Raw genomic sequence first — 17216 nt, 5'->3', positions numbered from 1 at the left:
GACTCTCACAAGCAAACCGTGATTATTTATACATACTGCCGCACATCGGTCGATGATAATGTCTTAGGATCTCGCTGATCCTGGCATTTCACGCATTGCGGCCATTCGAACAACACGGATTTGCACGATTCATACGCCCCGCCGGGCATATGGAGTGAGACGATGAGAAAGACCCAATCCGGCTTCACCCTGGTCGAGATCGCCATCGTATTGGTGATCATCGGGCTGCTTTTGGGTGGCGTACTCAAGGGACAGGAACTGATCAACAGCGCCAAGGCCAAAGCGGCGGTAAACGATTTCCGCAATACGCTGACCATGATCACCGCCTACCAGGATCGCTTCCGCGCGCTGCCGGGCGATGACCCCGCGCCTGGAGCACACCTCGGCGAAAATGTCGCCGCCACGGCAAAAAACGGCACCAAGGGGAACGGCCGCATCGAAGGCGAGTGGAACTCCACGAGCGCTGACGACGAATCGGTGGTGATGTGGCAGCACCTTCGGCTGGCCAATCTCGCCACAGGGGACGTCTCCAAGCCCGGCACCAACATCAACGCGTGGGTCCCCACCAACTCCGATGGCGGCCGGATCGGCGTAAGCGCGTCCAAGCCGTCCGCACTGGGCCAAAACGTGCGGGGCCCACAATACATCTGCCAGGCCAACATCAACGGGCGTATCGCCCAGCAGATCGATTCGACCATGGACGACGGCAAGCCCGATGCCGGCTCCGTCGGAGCCTTTGAAGACGGCGCTACCGGCGGTAGTGCCGCCTCCCCGGTAACCGTCTACGACGATTCAAAGATGTACGTCGTCTGCTACGGCTTCTGAGCAAATCCACACCCGCCGCCATCCCGATGGGGGCGCATATTTCTTCCCTTCGACATTACCTTCGGCGAGCGCTCTGCTCATAGTCGTGCGAGCGCGTCACTGCGGGAACTCCGCAATGTGCTTTGCCCCGACGCACGCGCAAAATCCCGCGGCTGCGTTGCGTGTCTATCGGTCGCAACAGAAAAATCTATTGGAGGTTATCCGTGCTTCTTGAAAAGCGCGTCACCATTTCCCGCGTTGCAGCCGAAGCCGGCGTTTCAAAGCAAACCGTCTCACGAGTGGTCAATCAGAGTCCAAGCGTGTCGGACACCACCCGCACTCGCGTGCTGGAGACCATCGAGCGGCTGGGCTTTCGTCCAAGCGCGCTGGCCCGCAACCTTACCAGCGGCCGCAGCCACACCATCGGCATCGTCAGCTCGGACCTCAGTTACATCAACACCGACCTGTACCTGGGCATGGCACGCCGCGCCGAGTCGCTCGGCTACGCGCTGATGCTCAAGAAGCTGCCCGAATCCACGCCCGAGGGCGTCGAAGACGTGCTGCTGTCGCTCGTCGATCTGCACGTCGACGGCATCATCTGGGGCGCGCCCGATCTGGGTCATAACCAGGAATGGTGGGACACCGAACGGCTGGCCCGCGTGCCGATGCCGATCGTGTTCATGTCGGCCGAGCGGCGCCCGGAACTCACCGTGGTCGGTTTCGACAACGTCGAAGTGGGCCAGATCGCCACGCGGCATCTACTGAGCCTCGGCCGCAAGCGCATTGGGCACATCTCCGGGCCGCGCAGTTGGTGGGTGGCCCGCCAACGCGTCGACGGCTGGCGCGAAACGCTCGAAGCGGCTGGCGTCGCGGCGGGCGAAGACCTCATCGAGGAAGGCGACTGGACAGCGGTTTCGGGCCAGGCCGCAGCAGAACGCCTGCTCGACCGCCATCCCGACATGGACGCCATCTTCGTTGCCAATGACCGCATGGCGCTGGGCACGATGCTCGCGGCCCATCGTCGCGGGCTGCGCATTCCGCAGGACATTGCCATCGTCGGCGTCGATGATCTGCCGGAAAGCGCCTGCTACTACCCGCCGCTGACCACGGTTCGGCAGGACAAGCGCTACCACGGCTACGTCGCCATCACGACCTTGGTGCGACGCATCGAGCAACACTTCGGAGCCAAGACACAGACACCGGCACCGGAGCATCCGCTGGAGCATTCGTTGATCGTTCGCGAAAGCGCGCCTGCCGCCTGATTGAGCGGCAGCACAAGCAAAAAGGCCATCCTTGGGATGGCCTTTTTTGTGTTCCAAGCGCCACTGTCCGCCAACCGTTCAGGACAGCAACTCGAAAGTCAGCCAGACATTCGCCGCGCTGATGACGACGAACAACGCCCCCGCCACGCATTTGACCAGGGCAGTGTTGGCGAACGCTCCCATCAGTTGCCGATCGCTGGTGAAACTCACCAGGGGATACAGCGCAAACGGCAACTGAAAGCTCAGCACCACCTGGCTCCCCACCAGCAGCCGGCCAATGGCATGCGGCCCCATCAACCAGATGCCGACGAAAGCCGGCACCAGCGCCAGCGCGCGCGTGATCAACCTGCGCTGCCAACACGGAATCTTCAGCTTGAGGAAGCCATCCATGATGATCTGCCCGGCGATGGTGCCGGTGAACGTCGAACTCTGCCCGGCCGCCAACAATGCGATACCGAACAGTACGCCGGCCAGTGCGGTACCGACGATGGGCTCGAGCAGCCGATAGGCATCTTCGATGTCGGCCACGGTGTCGTATCCGGTCGAATGGAATGCTGACGCCGCGAGGATGAGAATCGCGGCATTGATGCACAACGCCAGTGCCAGCGACACGATCGTGTCGATGCGCGCCAGCGAGATCGCCTCGCGCTTGATGCGATCGCTCTCGCCCACCACGCGCGTCTGCACGATGGACGAATGCAGGTACAGGTTATGGGGCATGACCGTCGCACCGAGAATGCCAATGGCAAGGTACAGCGGTTCGCGCCCCGACAGCGCCTCGAACGACGGCACCATGCCTGCGGCCACGTCCGGCCAGTACGGCTCGATCAGCAACAGCTCGATCAGGAAGCACACCCCGATGGTCATGATCAGCGCCAGCACGATCGCTTCGACCGTGCGGAAGTTCTTACCCTTCAGGCCCAGCACGATCATCGTATCCAGTGCCGTCAGTCCCACGCCGACCAACAGGGGGCATCCCAACAGCAGGTGGAAGGCGAGCGCGCAGCCGAGCACTTCGGCAAGATCGCAGGCAATGATCGACAGCTCTGCAAATAGCCACAGCGCCTTGGCTACGACCGGGGGATATCGATCCCGGCAGAGCTGCGCGAGATCCTTGCCCGTGGCGATGCCAAGCCGCATCGACAGGCATTGCAGCACCATCGCCGCCAGACTGGAAAGAATGACCACGAACAGCAGGCTGTACCCATAACGCGCGCCCGCCTCGATATCGGTGGCCCAGTTGCCCGGGTCCATGTACCCGACCGAAACGAGCAGACCGGGGCCGGCAAACCGGACGAGCTTGCTCCACCAGGGCGCACCGGCAGGGACCTTGATCGAACCGCGGACTTCCGAAGGGCAGAACGGCGCAGTGGCCGTGGTAGGCAAACCGAACATCGACAGACCGGCATTTGAATGGGCGACCCCGCTATTGTGCCGCCATTCCGGGGCGCCCCACGACGTGTTTTCAGCCCTGCCGTTCCCGGTGTCGCGCCGCCTTGAGCCGCCGGACTTCGCGCAGTTGGTAGTGAAACGCGTCCACGGCATCACGCGCCGGCTTGTCCCAGGTTTCGACGGGCAGGTTCTTCAACACCGCGTCCAGCGCATCGGCCAGTTGCCCGATCTGGCGGCCATAGCTGCCGACGTCCTCCAAGATCCGCTGCTCCAGCGTCGGATCGGCCGACTTGCCGAAGTTGATATTGACCAGTCCGATCTGGCCGGCGGCAAGCCGGCTCATCCACGTCCACGGCGCGCTGAAGGCCTGGCTCACATCACCCGACAAGGGCAGATACACGTTCGGCATGACAGTCCTTTCTCTCTGATGCGTTGCCCGCTGACGCTCACCTGGCTGCTGTGATCCATTCCGCTGCGCGGCGCACGACAAGATCTTCCAGTCCGTTGAAACCGTGATAGGCCATCGCCTCGCACGGGTCACCACGATTGCGCCCGCCCCCGAAAATCTGCAACTCGCTGCGCGGCGCACTCTGCAACTTGCGCATCAGACCGGACACCTGCGAATACGGACACAGGGCGCAACCATCCTGCTCATGGTGCTGAATCAGAACAGGAATGTGGATCCGCTCGAGCGGCATCTCGGGCACCGGGCGCCCCTTGTCATCGACGAGAATCGTCGAGCTGAGCACGATGCCGTCCGCGCCCTCGGCCCCCGCCAGTTCCGTTGCAATGAAGCCGACGGATTGCGTACCTCGACTGGTGCCCACGAGCCACACCGGCACCTTGCTCATCGAGCGAACCCACGCGATGACAGCCTTGACATCGGCGACATGCTGGGCGCTCTGACGGAATCCCTGCAGGAAGGGCGGGCTCTGTCGATCCGACGGCGCATCGAGCACCACCACGAAGAACCCCTGCGCGGCAAACAACTGGCGCGAGCGCACGAGAAAGTTGCCCTTCTGGCGCGTGGGCTGTCCGTCGTCGCCGATCTGCAGGCCACCATCGCCGCCCGAAAACAGCACCACGGCCGCCTTGGCATCCGGTGTCGCAATCACGCTCATCCGCTGCGTCACCCCGGGCCGGGTCGGGATTTCGACCATTTTCTCAGTCTGCGCCCGCCCCAATGCCGCAAAGGTCAGCAACAGCATTGCAGCGAATATTCGTATGCGGCGCATCGGCAACTCCTTCGCGACAGGAACGGTAAAGCCTGCCATCGCTCAGCATGGCAAAGCCCGGGCCAATGTCCAGCCGATTCATGGGTACCCATGCTGCCTGTAAAAATGTATGGCACGAAGGCGGCGGCACTAAGGTGGTGCAACGGCGTGCCGTTGTTGCTCGCACCACAACATTCCCCCTCAAGTGCAATGACCATTTCCAGACGCCTGATCATCCTGGTGAGCGCCGCGCTCGCCTCCCTGCTGTGCGTGGGCCTGTACGGCTCATACATGCAATGGCAGCTCTCGGGGGTGATCGTCAATTTCCGCGACGTCGACTATCCCAGCCTCGAACGGATCACGAGCCTGCGCAGTGACGCGCACAAGCTGCGCGTCGCCACGCTTTCGTACCTGCTCGAAACCGACGCGGCACAGCGCCAGAAATTCGAAGCCGACCTCAAGGCGACGTATGACGATGCCATGCATTCCGTCAAGGTGTATGGCGAGCAACTTGCCAACGACAACGACGACCGCAAGCTGCTCGCAGAGGACCGCAAGGCAATCGAGGACTACTACCAGAACGCCCGCAGGTTGTTCGACGCCATCTCGCAGGACAACGCCGAACTGGCGATGACGTACCGCAGGCAGATCGATACCAAGGGTCAGGCGATGGTGGACGCCGCAACGCGGCACGTCGAATACAACAAACGCTGGGTCACCGAAGAAGTGACCACCAGCGAGCGCACCATCATGCTGTCGCGCATCCTCAGCTGGGTCGCGATGATCTTGGGCACGGTGATCACCGGCGGCGTGGGGACGTTCCTGGGCCGCAGCATTGCGCGGTCGCTGGCGGGGCTGCGCGGCACCATCGCGTCGGTCGAGAGCAGCCTGGATTTCACCCTGCGAGCCCCGAGTCAGGGCAACGATGAAGTCGCCACCACGGCGCGCGCCTTCAACAGCCTGATCGAGCGCATGCAGGAGAGCCTCAAGGCCATCATGCAACAGTCGAATGACGTCTCGGCGGCGGCCGCCGAACTCGCGCAGACCGCCAACCAGGTGTCGACCGCCGCGACGGCGCAGAGCGACGCTTCGGCCACCGTGGCGGCAACCGTCGAAGAAATGACCGTGAGCGTCAACCACGTGGGCGATCGCGCAGGCAGCGTAAATGAAGAGACATCCCAAGCCGGCTCACTGGCCAGCTCGGGCGAAGCCGTGATCAACCACACCGTGCAGTCCATCCGCGGCATCGCGGATACCGTGCGCGGCACGGCGGACAACATGACCGAGCTGGAGCAGCAGAGCAAACAGATTGCCGCGTCGGTCTCGATCATCAAGGAAGTGGCCGAGCAGACCAACCTGCTCGCTCTGAACGCAGCCATCGAAGCCGCGCGCGCCGGCGAACAGGGCCGTGGTTTTGCAGTCGTGGCCGACGAAGTGCGCAAGCTCGCCGAACGCACCGCCGCGATGACGGCCGAGATCGACCGGACGATATCGGCGATGAGCAACTGCGCCGAGAAGACTGCGCAGGCCATGTCGGTGACCGTGGACCGCGTCGAGCAAGGCGTGCGTCAGGCCGACGACGCCCTCAACGCGATGGGGCAGATCAGCCAGAAGACGGGTCACGTCGCGGCCATGATCGGCGACATCACCAGCGCGATCCGCGAGCAAGGCATCGCCAGCAACACGATCGCTTCGCAGATCGAACACATTGCGCAGATGGCGGAAGAATCGAGCGCCGCCGCCGAGCAGACGGCCGGCACGGCATTCCAGCTCAACACCGCCGCCGAGCAGATGCACCAGATCGTCCAGCGTTACCGACTGTGATCACGACAGGCGGGCCGAGCTATGGCGCAGGCCCATCCTCCGGCGCCTCGATGTCGAGACGGCTACCGTGGATACGCCGCACCGGCACGGATGCCGGATCGAAGCCTTCACGACAACGCGTATTGATGGCCCAGCCATCGAAAGGCCGCACGCCGGCGGCACGTTCCGCACGGGTCGGATGGCTGGGTTTGCGAAAGGGCATGACGCCGCAAGTCGGGCAAAAGTAATCGGCCGCGGTGCGCGAACCCCAGCGATATACCGACAAGGCGTCCATCGATGTGAACAGCCGGAAAGCTCCGGGCGCAACACGAAAGATCAGCGCGCCGCGCTTCGCGCAGATCGAGCAGTCGCACGAGCGCACATGATCGATGTGCGCATCGATCTCGAAACGCACTGCGCCGCAGTGGCACGTTCCCTGGTACGTCCTCATCGTCCGCTCCGCCCGTCGCCGGTGGCGAATGATACGGCGGCGATCACGCCGTCGGCACACCGTCACGCAGCCGGAGCAGGCGCTGGTTGTCCGACCCGCGCCACGGCAGCGTGTGAGGCAGTTCCTGCCGGTAGGGGCCGTCGATGAGTACGTCGACGTCGCGCAGCAATTCCAGATGACAGACGTCTTCATAGACGTAACCCGTCCACATCCAGATGTCCTTGTCCGGATAGCGCAGCTTGAAAGCGCGGCACAACGCCGCGATCGCATCGCGATTGGCCGGCAGCAGCGGGTCGCCGCCGCTCAGGCTCAAGCCGTCATGGGCTTCGCACAGATCGAGCAATCGGTCGCGCACTTCGTCCGTGAAGGGCTGTCCGTGCATCCGGTTCCAGGTCGAGCTGTTGTAGCAGCCGGGGCATGCGTGCTGGCACCCAGTCACGAACAAGGTGACACGCAGCCCCTCACCGTTCACTACATCGCATGTGTAGTAACGGTCGTAGTTCATTTCTGCTCGGCAAGGTGCTTGACCCGGCGCATCACCTCTTTCTGCTTACCCGCATTGAACGGCCGCGCATTCGGGCTGCCGAGGTAACCGCATACGCGCCGCGTCACCGACAGGCTGGCGCCGTCGCGATTGCCGCACTCAGGACAGGCGAAGCCTTCGGACGTGGCATGCGCCTCGCCCATGAAGCCACACTTGCCACATGAATCCACCGGCGTATTGGTGCCGAAGTACGGCACGTTTTCGACGGCATGGTCCCACACGCGTTCCAGCGCCTTGAGGTTGTGGCGCATGTTGGGCAGCTCGACGTAGGTGATGTGCCCGCCCGAGGCCGAGGTGGCGAAGCCCTTCTCGAACTCGATCTTCTCGAACGGATTGACCTTGAGGGCGACATCCAGGTGGAACGAGTTGGTGTAGTAACCCTTGTCGGTCACGCCCGGCATAGACCCATAGCGCTCCGTGTCCAGCTTGCAGAAGCGGTGGCACAGCGATTCGCTCGGCGTCGAATAAAGCGAGAAGCCCCAGCCTGATTCGCGCTTCCAGCGTTGAGTGGCCTGCGCCAGATACTCCACCACCTCGCGCAGGAAAGCCTGCGCCTCCGGGTTGCCGTAGGGGTGTGCGCCGAACATCAGCAGCGCCACTTCATGCAGACCGATGTAGCCCAGCGACACCGACGCGCGACCGTTCTTAAACAACGGCAGGATGTCTTCATCCGGCTTGAGCCGCACGCCGAACGCGCCTTCGGTGTAGAGGATCGGAGCAATGTTGGCCTTGACGCCCTCCAGCCGCTGGATGCGCACCATCAGCGCGCGATAGGCCAGCGCGAGGTTCTCGTCCAGCAACTGGAAGAAGCGAACGTGGTCGTTCTTGGCGCGGATGGCGATGCGCGGCAGATTGATGCTGACCACGCCCAGGTTGTTGCGGCCGTCGAGCACTTCGCGCCCGTCGTCATCCTTCCATACCGACAGGAAGCTGCGGCAGCCCATCGGCGACACCGGCTGCGATGAACCCGTCAGCGCGCGATTGAGCTTGGCTGAAATGATGTCCGGGTACATGCGCTTGGACGCGCACTCCAACGCCAATTGCTTGATGTCGTAGTTGGGGTCTTCCGGCTTCAGGTTGAGCCCTTCTTCGAGGAAGAACACCAGCTTGGGGAACACCGGCGTGATGCCCTCCTTGCCCAGCCCCTTGATGCGCACCTGCAGGATGGCCCGCTGCACCGTACGCTCTTCCCAGCTCGTGCCCATGCCGAACGAGAAGGTCACGAACGGCTGCTGGCCGTTGGAGCTGAACAGCGTATTGATCTCGTACTCACAGGCCTGGATGCCGTCGTAGGTTTCCTTCTCGGTGCGTTCGCGCGCGTAGCGGATCGGATCGGAAATACCGTACTGGTGCGCGATGTCGAGGTTCTTCTCGTAGGTCTTGTGAACATACGGCGCCAGCGTCTGGTCGATGTTGGGGATCGTCGTGCCGCCGTACTGGTGGCTCGCCACCTGCGCAATGATCTGCGCCGTCACGGCACACGCCACGCCAACCGACTTCGGGCTTTCGATGCCCGCGTTGCCGAGGTGGAAACCGCGGTCGAGCATGCCCTTCAAATCCACCAGGCAACAGTTGGTAAACGGAAGGAACGGCGAATAGTCCAGATCGTGGAAGTGCAGATCGCCTTCGGTATGGGCCTGCAACACCTCCTTGGGCAGGAAGTTGCTGGCGAACTGTTTGGAGACGATGCCCGCCATCAGGTCGCGCATGACGGGAAAGACGTTGGCGTCCTTGTTGGCGTTCTCGGTGACGGCATCCTCGTCGGTCTTGTCCACAAGACCCATCAACTGCGCGTGCAGGGCCGAACCCTTCACACGGATACTGTCGCGGTCGTGGCGATATTCGATGTACTGGCGCGCCACCTCGGGGTATGAACGCATCAACGCGTCTTCGACGTACTTCTGGATGGTGGGAATGTCGAGCACATCCTGCGCGTGCTGGCGGCAGCGCTCTTCAACTTCGGCGGCCACGCTCAGGGCCACCGCGCTCGGGTTGGAGGCCTGCGCGGCAACGGCCGCCTTCTGGCAGGCCACCGCCACCTTCAGAATGTCAAAAGAAGCAGTCGCACCATCGCGTTTAAGAACGTTGAGCATCGAATTCTCGGGAGGCTGGAAAGGTTTTTGACGGATGTCGGAGCGCCCGCAAGCAGATGAATGCGCGAGCTGCGGCCGTGACTCTAAAACACAATAGGTAGTATTTTTTACCAAAAGACACACTACATTTAGTTATTTGAGGCGGATCAATAATTCTTACTGGCAAGCGCACCCCCCGATTGACAGGCGCGCATGAACAGCCCGCCGCCGCGGCGGCAAGTCGTCATCAAAGGGAGGGAAAGGCGTGGCCAAGCCGCGCCGGAGGCGGCGGGCAGATGAGCGTATGGCAGACGCCAGGCGCTGGAAGAATCAAGCGAAACAGGCTCGCCCGACGTAACTCAATTGTGAACAGGAACGCTGGGCGACAGACCGATTACGTGCCCCAGCGCTGCCGCACTGTCTCGCGGCACCTGGAACATCCGACCCACGGCAGGCAGTCGCAGGCAAGCGCGAAGTACCCCGTGCCGGCCACCGTCTGACCTTCAGAGAAGTCCTTGCGCGGCGCGCTGGTCCGGGGCGTCGCCAGTGAGCGGCTCGACTCGGACTGAGCAGCGGAGCCGGGCAACCAGCGCTGGAAACTTGCCAGGTTCGGAGGACTCATCACGTACCAGACCTTGCGCGTCGCATCCCAACGCGCGCCCAAGCTCTTTGCCTCGTCCTTCTCTGCAAACGGTACTTGAAGATCAACTCTCATCTTTGACGGTGTGGCCGGTGGCGAATCCGGCACCTCCTGTGTGGGGGCGCAGTGTAGCGCGATCGGGCGCAGCGCGTCGCTTTGCTGCCCACCCCATCAGCACCAATAGCGGCAGCACAACGCCGGCGAGGCTGACGTACAGGCTGAGCCGCTCCTGCGGCAGATGATCCCAGCGCACAGCGATTCGACTGTCGCCCTTGTCGAGGGCGACCGTCACGAGGCCAGTCCTGGCATCCGTCGATGCTGTCGTCGGATTTCCATTGACGCTCACCGACCAGGCTGGGAACGCCAACAGCGGCAAGACCACCACGCTGTCACGCTGTGCGCTGACATGCCATGCGGCGCGATGCGTGGACCGCAGCTCGGTCGTGCAGGTCAGCCCCTGCCGTGCGCATTCACCGCTTAAGCCGCCTTGCTGCAGGTACGACTGCCAGCCGAAATTGCCCGCTGCCGCCGGCAGGAAAGCGCGCACCGCGCTACGTTGGGCGAGGTCGGCCGGAATGATCGCAGAGTAAGTCGTCGGCGTCCCATGGGCGAAATTGACGACGGTCGCTGCCAGCAGCAATCCGTTCGCGGCGATGGCGGCGCTTAGCGCCAGGGTCGGCCCGGACCAGCCAAGCGTCACGTAGCTCCGCACCCCGAGATAACCGGTCAACAAGGCAACTACCAATGACGCCACGGCAAAAAAACGGTACGCATACTGCACCGATCGCAAGGTCTCGCTCGCCAGCCACAATGGCAGCGTGAGTTGCGACGCGAACAGGAGCGCCACCCCGGCGCAGGCCAGCATGCCCAGGCTGAAGCGCCACCGTGGCGCGCTGAGTACATCGCGCAACCTCCACATGGCGTACAGCAGCAGCACCATGTTGAGCAACAGAACCGCCGCCACGCCCCACTGGAAATACGCCCATCGGATGCCATAGCGCTGCACGTTCCAGAACGGCATCGCAAAGCCCGCGTGCCAGTCGACGTCCTGCACGTAGCCCGCCACGTTGCGATAGGCATTCAGGCTCATCGCGGGCAACCATGCGAACGCCGCGGCCGCAAAGCCCGCGCAGCACGCGAGGCCTTTGACGAAAATCTCGCGCCATGCCGAACGCTGAGCCGCGTGCACGAGCAGCCCGACGGGCAGGCACAACAAACACATGAAAGCCATCAGCAGGTGGGTCGACGTCAGCAGCAGCGTCGCCAGCCAGACGACGAACGCCCGTCGCGCGTTGCAGCCCGGATAGAGCGTCGCGCAGAACAACGCCAGTCCGAACGGGTAGGCAAAATTCCACGGCAGCCCGGATACCTCCAGCAAGGTGCGGATCTGGAACGGCGACACCATGCACACCACGGCGACCAGCAAGGCAGGCCGATAGCCAAACCTGGCGGCGCGCGAGAATGCCCAGCCGACCAGACCGATGGCTACGCTCGCCAGCAGATCGAGAACGCGGATCGCCAGCCACGTATCGCCCAGCCCGGCACGCGCCAGCGCGGCGGAGACGAAGTACAGCGGCGGGTAATAGACGAACGTCGGGCTGCCGAGCCCCTGGGCAATCGAAGCCGACCAGCGAGGCCACCAGACGCCCTCGGCCAGCGCCTGGGCGTAGTCCTCGATCGACAGCGCAAAGAATGGCAGGTCGCCCCGATTCACCAATTGGAGCACCAGCCGGGGATACAGGATCAGGGCGGCGGTCGCCACCAGCACGACGAGCGACAACGTGGATAGGGCCAGGCGCCGAAGCATGTGGGTGCATCCTTCCGGTTCGGTCGTGTCGCCGGGGCCGACGGGAAGTCGCATGCCCGACGCCGCCAATGCGGCGAAGTAGCCTAGCACCGGGGCGCAAAGCGACCTGAGCAAGATCGCACACCTGCGAACACACCATGCCGGAGCGATGCGGATTGGCAAGGCCAGCAGCCATGCGCTGGGCGCGTCGAAAGCGTCGGGCTATTCGGGCGGGCTGGTCCTGGCGGCGGCCAGTACGTGCGGCGAACCGCGCTCCGCATCGGCTCGCTCGCGGTCGTCCGACGGCAGCAGAACGGTGGCGCAGCGCCCGGGCAGGCGCCAGGCGTCCGACTGTCGCGGATTGATGATGCCGCTGCCACCGTAGGCGACATCTTCGCTCGACCAGAAAAGGCGCCAGCGGCGGTCGGGCGGGTCGGCGATGAGTGGCGCGGACACCGGCAGGTCGGCCAGATCCGCGCCCAGGTTGAGCAGCAGCAGGACCTCGTTGCCCGGCAGGTTCCAGCGAATCGCCACCGCCCGGTCGTTGAATACGTAGACATCGATCAGCTCGCGACGCTGGGCGGCGATCGCCGGCAGTTCGCGGCGCACGCGCAGCAGGTCTCGATGCAGTCGCGTCAACGGGGCATCATCCACGTCGGAGGGGTCGAGTCGCGCACGCTCGAACGTGTCGTCATCGCACGGGTCGGGCATGGCGTGCAGCGCACGCTCGGTCTTCATGGCCACGAACTGACTGACGAAATCGTCGCGCCCCTTGCGCACGCTGTCGGCAAACCCCTCGTCGCCGCCGGCGTCCGTAAAGAACGGAAAAGGCTGCGGCGCGCCCCACTCCTGCCCCATGAAGATCATCGGCGTCTGCGGACCGAGCAGCAGCAGGGCCGTCGTGGCCCGCACCGAGGCGGCATCGCTCACGGCCAGCACGCGCCGGCCCCCCAGGGAATTGCCCACCTGGTCATGACTTTGCAGGAAGTGCACGAACCCGCACGCGGGCTCGTCCGTCACCTGCGAACCTCGATAGCGGCTCTGCCACGAATAGTATTGGCCCTGGAACAGATAACCGTGCCGCAAGCATGCGGCCAGCTCCTGCGCCGTGCCGGTGTAGTCGACAAAGTAGCCATCCCGACTGCCAGTGAGCGCGACCCGCGAGGCGTGGTGAAAGTCGTCGTTCCACACCGCATCCAGGCCCCATCCGCCCTTGTCCACCGGTCGCAGGCAGATCACGTCCTGCGGTTCGTTTTCGCCGATCAACACGATGCTTCGCTCGCCGGCGGCGGCCCGCGCACGCTGCGACAGTTCGGCGAGGAAATGCGGCGAGCCGTCGTCGAACAGTGCTTGCGTGGCATCGATGCGCAAGCCGTCCAGATGGAATTCGCGGATCAGGTAACACGCGTTGTCGATAAAGAAATCGCGCACTGGCCCGCAGTGCGGGCCGTCCAGATTGATGCCCTTGCCCCAGTCCGTTTGATGACGCTCGGAGAAGTATTCCGGGCTGAACCGCGCGAGGAAATTCCCTCGCGGCCCGAGGTGGTTGTAGACCACGTCGGCAATGACGCCGATGCCTGCCAGATGCGCCGCTTCGACAAAACGGCACAACTGTCGGGGCGTCCCATAGCCATGGAACGGCGCGTACGGATGCACGCCGTTGTAGCCCCAATCCCAGCGCCCTTCGAACTCGCCGATCGGCATCAGTTCGATCAGCGTGACGCCAAGCCGCTTCAGATAGGGCAGGTGCGCGATCAACGCTTCGAACGTGCCGGCGTGCGTATAGGTACCCACGTGCAACTCGTACACCACCTGGCCGGGCATCGAAGCACCGCGCCAGTCGCCGTCACGCCAATCCCAAAGGCGCGCGTCGAGCAACATCGACGCTCCTTGCGGGCCGTCCGGCTGGCAGCGGGATGCCGGATCGGCGAAGCGCTCGCCGTCCAGCTCGTAGCGATAGCGCATACCTGCTGCGATGTTGGCGATATGGGCTGAGCAGTACCCTTCGTCGTCGCGCTGCATGACGTACGCACGCCCACGCTCCTCCAGCCATATCTTTACCGTGTCGACAGCCGGTGCCCAGACGCGGAAGTGCGCCGCGCCGTCCGCCACCGAGGCGCCTTGCGCGTACGGCCAATCGATCTCTCGAGTGAATTCCGTCATGGTCGAAACGGCAGCCACAGGGCCTGCCGGAAGCCTTAAGTCAGGAGACCGCCAGCTATCAGCATTCGCCATGCCCGGCTCGAAAGAGCAATCCCGCGACGGTCGCCGCCTGTCCTGCAAGCGGCGGATTGGCATGCCCTGCATCGGACCGAAGCGCACCGCCGGTCCTGCATGTGGAGGAACTTGTCCGTGCATGCGCCAAGGCGGCCGGCCCTGCCCATGAGTGCGCCGATTTTGGCATGCGCTGCATGTCTTCGTTCGCACATCATGACATTAGCATTGGCACGAACAGAGGCATCGGCTCGGACTCCAGATCGTCGATGCGCAGAACCGGTCGTTCCCGCTCCATCGAAAGACGGAACCCGGAGACCGAAGCAACTCAGTTGGTACACAGGACGAGAATCCCTGTGAAAGGGCGGGATCGGAATGCGATCGATTCTTTCCATTCAGTTCAACGACCGGCTTTTTTTGCACATTCCATTGTGTCCGCGGCCCGCCGGGCGCACTATGAAAGACCGCGCTCCAACTGTCCGCATGCGCGCCACTCCCTCCCCTGTCGATACAGGGCCCCGCGTTTCCCTCCACACCGAGTGACCACTTCACAGGGTGTCGTATTCAGCCACGGCTCCACAGCGAGCAACGGAGATTTAGCGATGCAATCGTCTGAGCTCTACAAAGGGTTTCTCGTCGAACCTCTGGTGTACCAGGTAAAGGACACCGCGCTTCGCGCAATCGGCGTTCTTCCGTCACGCATGTATCAGGCTTCGGTAAGGATTACGGACGTCAAGGCAGCAAAATCGTCCGTCTCGAAGCTGCCGCCGAGACCGGACTTCAATTGCATCGGGGATGCGCGCCGAGCGGCCGAACGATTCGGGCGCGATCTGGTTGATCGCCTTCCCGCAGAGGCGGAACGGGAAGTCAGTTGAGCGGCGTGTGACCGGGCTGCGTGCGCCCACGACCAGCGTTGGCGAGTCCCGCCCTGGCCGGATCCGGATGCCGGTGAATCTGCGTCAATGCTGAAGTGCCCACGCTTTGCCTTCGTTGGCGGCGTAGCGAAGAGCGGCGTTCGGACTGGCAAAACTTGGCGTGAATCGCATGATGCGATCGATGCTCGCCATGCCCTGTCCTGAGCGGATGGAAACCGAGGCGATGTAACGTCCGTCGGTGCCCGGTCTTGTCATGGGAGAGATAAGGAAGCGCCCTATCTCAATGGTTTCGTTATGCATGATTATCTCGATGTGAATACCTCGATCGGTTGTGACCGTCTTGGTGCGGTTTTGGAGGGGCGTGTCGAACACGCCCGGTGGTAGAGCCTTCTGAGGCGGGATCAGAGCGTACGGATATTGACGGCCTGGGGGCCCTTTGCCCCTGGTTTGACCTCGAACTCGACCTTCGCCCCTTCGGCCAGGGTGCGAAACCCCCCTTCATTGCGAATCTCGCTGTGATGGGCGAAGAGGTCCTTGGAGCCGTCGGACGGAGCGATAAAGCCAAAGCCCTTCGCGTCGTCGAACCATTTCACGGTACCAGTCTGCACAGTCATTTTTTGTTTCCTTCGAAAAATTGAATAAAAGTGAATCGCTCCGCGAGCCAGCATGGCAAGCAGAGGAAGAAAAAACTCAAGAACAACCAGTGGGGAATCTATTGCAGGCCGATCGCGAAAAGGGCCTGAGGGAACAACCACGAACGGCCGGAAAAGGCCTTGGATGAAGCTATCTTGCGTGAATCTCTGTTTTCTACCGTAACACAGGATCGCTGGATCGCCAAATCCGTGTTACGCCCCAGGCCCGTAGGGCCTTTCGATCAGGCAAGCTCAGTCACCGCACGGGCCACTCTCCGGCCCACCCCTTCGACATGCGCGCAAATTCCGGCTCGCTCCTGACGCCCAGTTTGCGGAATATGTTTGCCCGGTGAGTGCTGACGGTCTTGGGGCTCAGCTCAAGATTGCGGGCGATGTCCTTGTTCGACAGCCCGGCGGCAAGGCCGACGAGGACCGAATATTCCTTGTGGGAAAAGGTGGGCACGCCCGCGGTACTCATCAATGGCATACAACTGTAGCCGTTCAGCACAGCGCGAATGACGTCCGACAAAGTCGCTTCGACGGCAGCTTCCGGCACCACCGCGTTCACCCCGCTGTGACGCAGACCGGACGCTATGGGATGGCTCAGGCTCGGCACGACGGCCACGATCTTGCAGTGCTCCATCGCTTCATTGATCAAGTGGTCGATCACGTGGAGAGCGGCGACGTTCATGTGCGAAGCCAATATGACCAATAGATCGGCGCCGAGCTTCGGTATCCCTTCCGCGCCATCGCTCCAATGGACCGAGCCGACGATTTCCATATCGTCATGCGCATCGATGAGCGCGGATATCGCAAGTGCTGCTACAGGTTGGTCGACAGCGATGGCGATCCTTGCATGTCCGATCCGTTTCATGGGGGTCCCTCCGTAAGGTCCGATTCCGTCGACTACTGCTCCACGCGGATCTCCACGCGCCGGTTCGGCTGCAGGCACGCCTTGACCGCATTGCTCGCCGGCCCCGGGCATTGCACCAGCGGCGAGCCGCTGCCCACGCCCTGGGCGCGCATCGGCGGCGTCACGCCGCGCGCCTTGAGGTAGGCCATCACGGTGTCCGCGCGGCGCTGCGACAGAGCTGCGTTGTAGGCCTCCGTACCGAGCCGGTCGGTGTGGCCGACGATGCTCAGCGCCTTGACGGTCTTCACTTTCTGCAAAGTCTCGGCCAGTACGTCGAGCTTGGCGCGCCCCTCGGGCAACATGTCGGCCGCGCCGCTCTTGTCGAACTTGAAGAGCGCATCCGCCCCGAGGTTGATCACCGGCGGCAGCACTTGCGGTGCAGCTTGCACAGGCGGAGGGACTGGTTTGGCAGGCACCCTACAGGCGTTCAGATCGGCTTGCGTGAGCGCCATCTGCCCTTCCACGCCGGCCACTTTCTTCTGCGCGGTCTCGAATGCGCGCGCCCAGGCGTTGTGCCCCGCCCACATGAGGTTCACCTCCTGGCAGGCGATGCGCTTCTGTGCCGGTGGGCAGTTCTGGAAGCGCGGGTCGGCCTTCATCCTGTCGAGGTTCGC

The 17216-nt window shown here is 63.1% G+C and carries 17 protein-coding genes; 4 read left to right on the top strand and 13 right to left on the bottom strand.

What is annotated here, in order from left to right:
- Window positions 1-162: 162 nt before the first annotated feature.
- Window positions 163-825 carry a prepilin-type N-terminal cleavage/methylation domain-containing protein gene (locus tag ACDA63_RS18175; RefSeq protein ID WP_373664708.1) on the top strand — a complete coding sequence of 221 codons (663 nt, stop codon included), beginning with the start codon at window positions 163-165 and terminating at the stop codon, window positions 823-825.
- Between the two features lie 161 nt (window positions 826-986).
- Window positions 987-2066 carry a LacI family DNA-binding transcriptional regulator gene (locus ACDA63_RS18170; RefSeq protein ID WP_373664707.1) on the top strand — a complete coding sequence of 360 codons (1080 nt, stop codon included), beginning with the start codon at window positions 987-989 and terminating at the stop codon, window positions 2064-2066.
- A gap of 78 nt (window positions 2067-2144) precedes the next feature.
- Here the strand turns inward: ACDA63_RS18170 and ACDA63_RS18165 are convergent, their stop codons facing one another.
- From ACDA63_RS18165 to ACDA63_RS18155, 3 genes are all read right to left on the bottom strand, one after another.
- Window positions 2145-3461, bottom strand: coding sequence for an Nramp family divalent metal transporter (locus ACDA63_RS18165; protein ID WP_373664706.1), 1317 nt, complete (start codon window positions 3459-3461; stop codon window positions 2145-2147).
- A 70-nt stretch (window positions 3462-3531) separates the two neighbouring features.
- Window positions 3532-3867 carry a hypothetical protein gene (locus ACDA63_RS18160; protein WP_373664705.1) on the bottom strand — a complete coding sequence of 112 codons (336 nt, stop codon included), beginning with the start codon at window positions 3865-3867 and terminating at the stop codon, window positions 3532-3534.
- A 37-nt stretch (window positions 3868-3904) separates the two neighbouring features.
- A complete protein-coding gene (locus ACDA63_RS18155; protein ID WP_373664704.1) occupies window positions 3905-4693 on the bottom strand; it encodes an alpha/beta hydrolase in 789 nt (262 codons plus the stop codon).
- Window positions 4694-4882: 189 nt separating this feature from the next.
- Here ACDA63_RS18155 and ACDA63_RS18150 point away from each other — a divergent pair, with 189 nt between their 5' ends.
- A complete protein-coding gene (locus ACDA63_RS18150) occupies window positions 4883-6496 on the top strand; it encodes a methyl-accepting chemotaxis protein (RefSeq protein ID WP_373664703.1) in 1614 nt (537 codons plus the stop codon).
- A gap of 19 nt (window positions 6497-6515) precedes the next feature.
- Here ACDA63_RS18150 and ACDA63_RS18145 read toward each other — a convergent pair whose 3' ends face one another.
- From ACDA63_RS18145 to treZ, 6 genes are all read right to left on the bottom strand, one after another.
- Window positions 6516-6926, bottom strand: a complete 411-nt coding sequence (locus ACDA63_RS18145) for a GFA family protein (protein ID WP_373664702.1) — start codon at window positions 6924-6926, stop codon at window positions 6516-6518.
- 43 nt (window positions 6927-6969) lie between these two features.
- Window positions 6970-7431, bottom strand: coding sequence for an anaerobic ribonucleoside-triphosphate reductase activating protein (nrdG, locus tag ACDA63_RS18140; protein WP_373664701.1), 462 nt, complete (start codon window positions 7429-7431; stop codon window positions 6970-6972).
- Window positions 7428-9563 (bottom strand): anaerobic ribonucleoside-triphosphate reductase, encoded by a 2136-nt coding sequence (gene nrdD / locus ACDA63_RS18135; protein ID WP_373664700.1) that lies wholly within the window; start codon window positions 9561-9563, stop codon window positions 7428-7430. Before nrdD ends, nrdG begins: the two co-directional genes overlap by 4 nt.
- Before the next feature lie 373 nt (window positions 9564-9936).
- The gene (locus ACDA63_RS18130) at window positions 9937-10206 is read right to left on the bottom strand and encodes a DUF5710 domain-containing protein (protein WP_373664699.1); all 270 of its coding nucleotides are present in this window, start codon (window positions 10204-10206) and stop codon (window positions 9937-9939) included.
- Between the two features lie 40 nt (window positions 10207-10246).
- The gene (locus ACDA63_RS18125; protein ID WP_373664698.1) at window positions 10247-11989 is read right to left on the bottom strand and encodes a hypothetical protein; all 1743 of its coding nucleotides are present in this window, start codon (window positions 11987-11989) and stop codon (window positions 10247-10249) included.
- 201 nt (window positions 11990-12190) lie between these two features.
- Window positions 12191-14131 carry a malto-oligosyltrehalose trehalohydrolase gene (gene treZ, locus ACDA63_RS18120; RefSeq protein ID WP_373664697.1) on the bottom strand — a complete coding sequence of 647 codons (1941 nt, stop codon included), beginning with the start codon at window positions 14129-14131 and terminating at the stop codon, window positions 12191-12193.
- Between the two features lie 653 nt (window positions 14132-14784).
- Here treZ and ACDA63_RS18115 point away from each other — a divergent pair.
- Complete coding sequence (locus tag ACDA63_RS18115) at window positions 14785-15057, top strand: hypothetical protein (RefSeq protein WP_373664696.1); 273 nt, start codon at window positions 14785-14787, stop codon at window positions 15055-15057.
- Between the two features lie 84 nt (window positions 15058-15141).
- On the opposite strand, the gene ACDA63_RS18110 is transcribed toward ACDA63_RS18115, so the two are convergent.
- The 4 genes from ACDA63_RS18110 to ACDA63_RS18095 all read right to left on the bottom strand — a co-directional run.
- Window positions 15142-15357, bottom strand: a complete 216-nt coding sequence (locus ACDA63_RS18110) for a hypothetical protein (RefSeq protein ID WP_373664695.1) — start codon at window positions 15355-15357, stop codon at window positions 15142-15144.
- 101 nt (window positions 15358-15458) lie between these two features.
- Window positions 15459-15665: a cold-shock protein gene (locus ACDA63_RS18105; protein WP_373664720.1), complete on the bottom strand. Its 207-nt coding sequence runs from the start codon at window positions 15663-15665 to the stop codon at window positions 15459-15461.
- 280 nt (window positions 15666-15945) lie between these two features.
- Window positions 15946-16470, bottom strand: a complete 525-nt coding sequence (locus tag ACDA63_RS18100) for a LuxR C-terminal-related transcriptional regulator (RefSeq protein ID WP_373664694.1) — start codon at window positions 16468-16470, stop codon at window positions 15946-15948.
- A gap of 125 nt (window positions 16471-16595) precedes the next feature.
- The coding region (locus ACDA63_RS18095; RefSeq protein WP_373664693.1) for an OmpA family protein at window positions 16596-17216 on the bottom strand (621 nt) is incomplete at its 5' end.

Origin of the sequence: Uliginosibacterium sp. sgz301328 (assembly GCF_041807905.1) — a bacterium.
In the GTDB taxonomy this organism is placed as follows: Bacteria; Pseudomonadota; Gammaproteobacteria; order Burkholderiales; family Rhodocyclaceae; genus JBGVSA01.
This window is presented reverse-complemented; position numbering and strand designations above follow the sequence as displayed.